This is a genomic window from Blastomonas sp., from assembly GCF_041747255.1.
Classification (GTDB): domain Bacteria; phylum Pseudomonadota; class Alphaproteobacteria; order Sphingomonadales; family Sphingomonadaceae; genus Blastomonas.
On record NZ_JBGTFM010000293.1, the window covers coordinates 1 to 3,789 of the forward strand.

General features: G+C 63.2%; 3 protein-coding genes and 1 pseudogene. 1 reads left to right on the top strand and 3 read right to left on the bottom strand.

The window, feature by feature from the left end; translation table 11 throughout:
* The 3 genes and pseudogenes from ACEW8G_RS10095 to infA all read right to left on the bottom strand — a co-directional run.
* Positions 1–468 (bottom strand): annotated as a pseudogene (locus ACEW8G_RS10095) (ribonuclease); the annotation flags it as partial.
* Positions 465–1,070: a nucleoside triphosphate pyrophosphatase gene (locus tag ACEW8G_RS10100; protein WP_373488296.1), complete on the bottom strand. Its 606-nt coding sequence runs from the start codon at positions 1,068–1,070 to the stop codon at positions 465–467. The gene ACEW8G_RS10100 and the pseudogene ACEW8G_RS10095, both read right to left, overlap by 4 nt.
* Before the next feature lie 16 nt (positions 1,071–1,086).
* The gene (infA, locus tag ACEW8G_RS10105) at positions 1,087–1,305 is read right to left on the bottom strand and encodes a translation initiation factor IF-1 (protein ID WP_010162480.1); all 219 of its coding nucleotides are present in this window, start codon (positions 1,303–1,305) and stop codon (positions 1,087–1,089) included.
* Between the two features lie 347 nt (positions 1,306–1,652).
* Between infA and ACEW8G_RS10110 the strand changes: the two genes are divergently transcribed.
* Positions 1,653–3,789 (top strand): TonB-dependent receptor (locus ACEW8G_RS10110; protein ID WP_373488297.1); only part of this gene is annotated, 2,137 nt, incomplete at its 3' end.

Sequence of the window (3,789 nt, forward strand, 5' to 3'; positions counted from 1 at the left end):
AGCCTCGGCCATCACGTCTGTCCAACCCGCCTCGGCGAGCAGGTCGGCGCCATGCGGCGCGCATTCGGTCACTGGAACACCGCTGGCACGCAGTTGGTCGATCAGCTGCGGGGCATCGCGCTGCGGCGTCGCCGGATCGACGCCACGCAGTCGCATCGGCTTGCGGCGACTGGGGCCACCGTTGTTCGCTGGTGCCTCAAACAGCGCAGCGCGGATCACCTCGCCGCGTAGCGTCATCCCTTCGGTCATGTCTTTGGGGACAGGCTGGAGCATGGCCTCGCTGCCATCGTTCAGCAGTACGCGCGCGCGATGACCACCCGCGCTTCTGCCCAGCAGCCGCCCTTCGACAATCGCGCCGGGGCCAAGCCGGTCAGCATCGCGCCGGACCCGCGCCTCGACAATCCGCCCGCGTTCAACCAGCGCGGCGCGCTCCTCGCCGATGCCGCGTTCGTAAAGCCAGCCGTTCATGGCCCGGAGCGGGTCAGCCCGGCGGCCAACAGCAGCATGCGGGTCTCGTAGAGTGGCAGGCCCATGATCCCGCTGTAGCTGCCTGCGATGGTGCGGATCAGCGCCTCGGCAAAGCCCTGGATGGCATAGCCGCCCGACTTGCCCTGCCACTCGCCGCTGGCGATATAGCTGTCGATCTCATCGGTGTGCAGGCGCTTGATGGTGACGGTGCTTTCTGACAGCCGATGCCACGCCTTGCCTCCGGGCAGAACCAGCGTGACTGCAGACAGCACGCGGTGGCGCCGTCCGGACAGCAGGTTCAGGCAATCGCGCGCCTCGCGCTCGGTTTCGGCCTTGGGCAGGATGCGGCGGCCGGCGGCCACCACGGTATCGCCCGAGAGAACGGCGCATTCGGGCTTGAGCGCGGCGACCACATTTGCTTTTTCTGAAGCCATGCGCGCAGCGTAGATGCGCGGCAACTCGCCCTTGCGGGGCGTTTCATCAATGTCGGCGGGCACGATCGCGGCGGGTTCAATACCAATCCGGCCAAGCAAATCGCGGCGTCGCGGGCTCGCAGAGGCAAGGATCAGCTGCGGTGGGATCAAAGGCAGCGGGTTGGCCATGCCGGTGCGTTATCGCTTATTTGAAGCGATAGGTAATCCGGCCCTTGGTCAGATCATAAGGGGTCAGTTCAACCAGCACTTCATCGCCCACCAGCACGCGAATGCGGTTCTTGCGCATCTTGCCGGCGGTGTGGCCCAAAATTTCGTGATCATTTTCCAGCTTGACGCGGAACATGGCGTTGGGCAGCAGTTCAACCACCTGGCCGCGCATTTCGAGAAGTTCTTCTTTTGCCATTCGGCCCCTGCAATTTAATCTGATCAATGAATGGCACAGGACGTGCGCCACAGTTTCACGCTGGTGCACAATCGTGTCCCAGCGCCAATGTCAGCGGGCCTTACAGACAAAGCAGCCAAAAGAAAAGCAGCGAGTTTGTGGGATTTCCGCGGGCAAAGCTCAGGCTTTGCCGGGCTTTTTTGGGGGGATGCGAAACTTTGATACAATTCATGACTGGTCAAGGCGATGGGTGCAACCATATTGCAGTGCAGCACATCTTTGCACCCCCCGTTTGCAAGAGCCCTCTTCCGCATATGCCATTTTGTCGAGCTGATTTTTCGTCCGTAACACCCGCTGCGTGCCTGTCGTTGCTGACCCTGTTGTCGCTGGGGGTTAGCCCGGCCGCTTTGGCAAGCACCGGCGCTCCCATCGGCACAGCGACCGCTGACACCGACCAACCGCAGACGCCCGCCGCGCCCGATACCGACCCCGATAGCGACGGAGAGACGATTGTCGTCACAGCGCAGCGACTGCGTGGATCGGTGCAGACCGATGTCCCGCCGGTGGCGACGCTTGATGCAGCCGATGTCGCATCTTATGGCGCATCGTCGCTGGCCGAACTGTTACAGCAGATCGCGCCGCAGACCGGCAGTGCGCGTGGCCGAGGCGGTGGCCAGCCAGTCATCCTGCTCAACGGTCAGCGCGTTTCAAGCTTTCGCGCGCTGCGTGATCTGCCGCCAGAAGCGGTGCAGCGGGTCGAGGTGTTCCCTGAAGAACTGGCGTTAAAATATGGCTTCCGGCCGGATCAGCGGGTGATCAATTTCATTCTGGTCGACAATTTCAAGAGCCTCGCGCTTGAGATCGACAGTGGCCGGGCGACGCAGGGCGGCTTTGGTTCGACCGAGTTCGAGGGCACATTCACCCGGCTGGGCACCAATTCGAGGCTGATTGTTGATGTCGAATATGAGCTGGGCACCAGCCTGCTCGAAAGCGAGCGCAATCTCGTGCAGCCCGTCAGCAGCCTGCCGTTCGCGCTCGGCGGCAACATCGGCGCGTTTCCGTTTGCGGGCGGCGCGCAGATCGATCCGGCGCTGACCGTGCTGGCGGGGCGACCGCTTAGCCTTGTCGGTGTGCCGCAGGGGATTGGCGGTGCGCCTGCGCTCTCTGCTTTTACCGCCGATGCCAACACAACCGAACTGGGCGCGTTCCGGACCCTGATCCCCGAATCGGACCGCATTCAGGCCAATGCCACCTACACGCGCAACTTTGGCCCCGGCACCAACGCGCAGATTAACGCCACCTACACCAACACTGCCACGACATCGCTGCTGGGGCTCAATACCGGCGCGCTGACCATTCCGGCGAGCAACCCGTTCTCGCCCTTCTCAAATGATGTCAGCCTGCTCACGGCGTTTTCAGATCCGCGCACGCTGACCCGCACGGTCGACACCGACAATTATGCGCTGGGTTTCAACATCAACGGCGAACTCCCGGCCTCGTGGAAATGGTCGCTGACCGGCGACTATAACCGCACTGACACGCTGACCACGATTGACCGCGCGGCTGATCTCAGCGGCCTGCAGGCGGCGATTTCCAGCCCGACGGGGGCGATCAATCCGTTTACCGGCACGCTCGGCAGCCAGCTGCCTGCGCTGATCAGCGATGCCGCGCAAAGCCGCAACCAGGTGCTCAGCAGCCAGCTGACGGTCAATGGCACGCTTGCGGATCTGCCCGCAGGTCCGATCAACCTGACCTTGATCGGCGATGTGGCGCGCCGCGCCATCGATGCGACCGACAGCCGCCTTACAGGTCTTGGGGAAACCTCCCTGCGCCGTACAGAGGCAGGCGTTGCCGCCAATATTGATGTGCCGCTGGTCGAACGATACGCCAGCACGTGGTTCGGCAGCCTCTCGGTCAACGGCAACATCGGCTATCGTGAACTCAGCGATGCGGGCGGGCTGTTCGCGTTCGGCTACGGCGTCAACTGGTCGCCCACCGAGTCGCTGACCCTGCAAGCATCGCTGATCGCCGAAGAAGCCGCGCCCGGAATCAGCCAGCTTGGTGATCCGCAGATCGTGACGCCCAATGTCAGCACGTTTGATCTGGCGCGCAATGAAACCGTGCTGGCGACGATCATCACCGGCGGCAATCCGTTCCTGACCCCTGAATCGCGCCGCGATGTGAAGGTGTCGCTGAGCTACCGTCCGCCGTTTGTCGAAGGGCTGGATTTCCTCGCGGAATATATTCGCAACCGCAGCTTTGGCACCACCTCGGGCTTTCCCATCCTGACCCCTGAAATCGAGGCAGCATTTCCCGACCGGATTGTCCGCGATGTCGATGGCAGCCTGCTGGCGATTGACCAGCGCGCAGTGAACTATGACCGGGTGACCAGCGACCGGCTGCGTTATGGCATCAACTTTTCCAGGCGAATTGGCGGCAACCGTGCAGGCGGCCCGGGTGGTCCCGGCCGAACCGGCGGCGGCGCGCGCGGATTTGGCGCGGGTG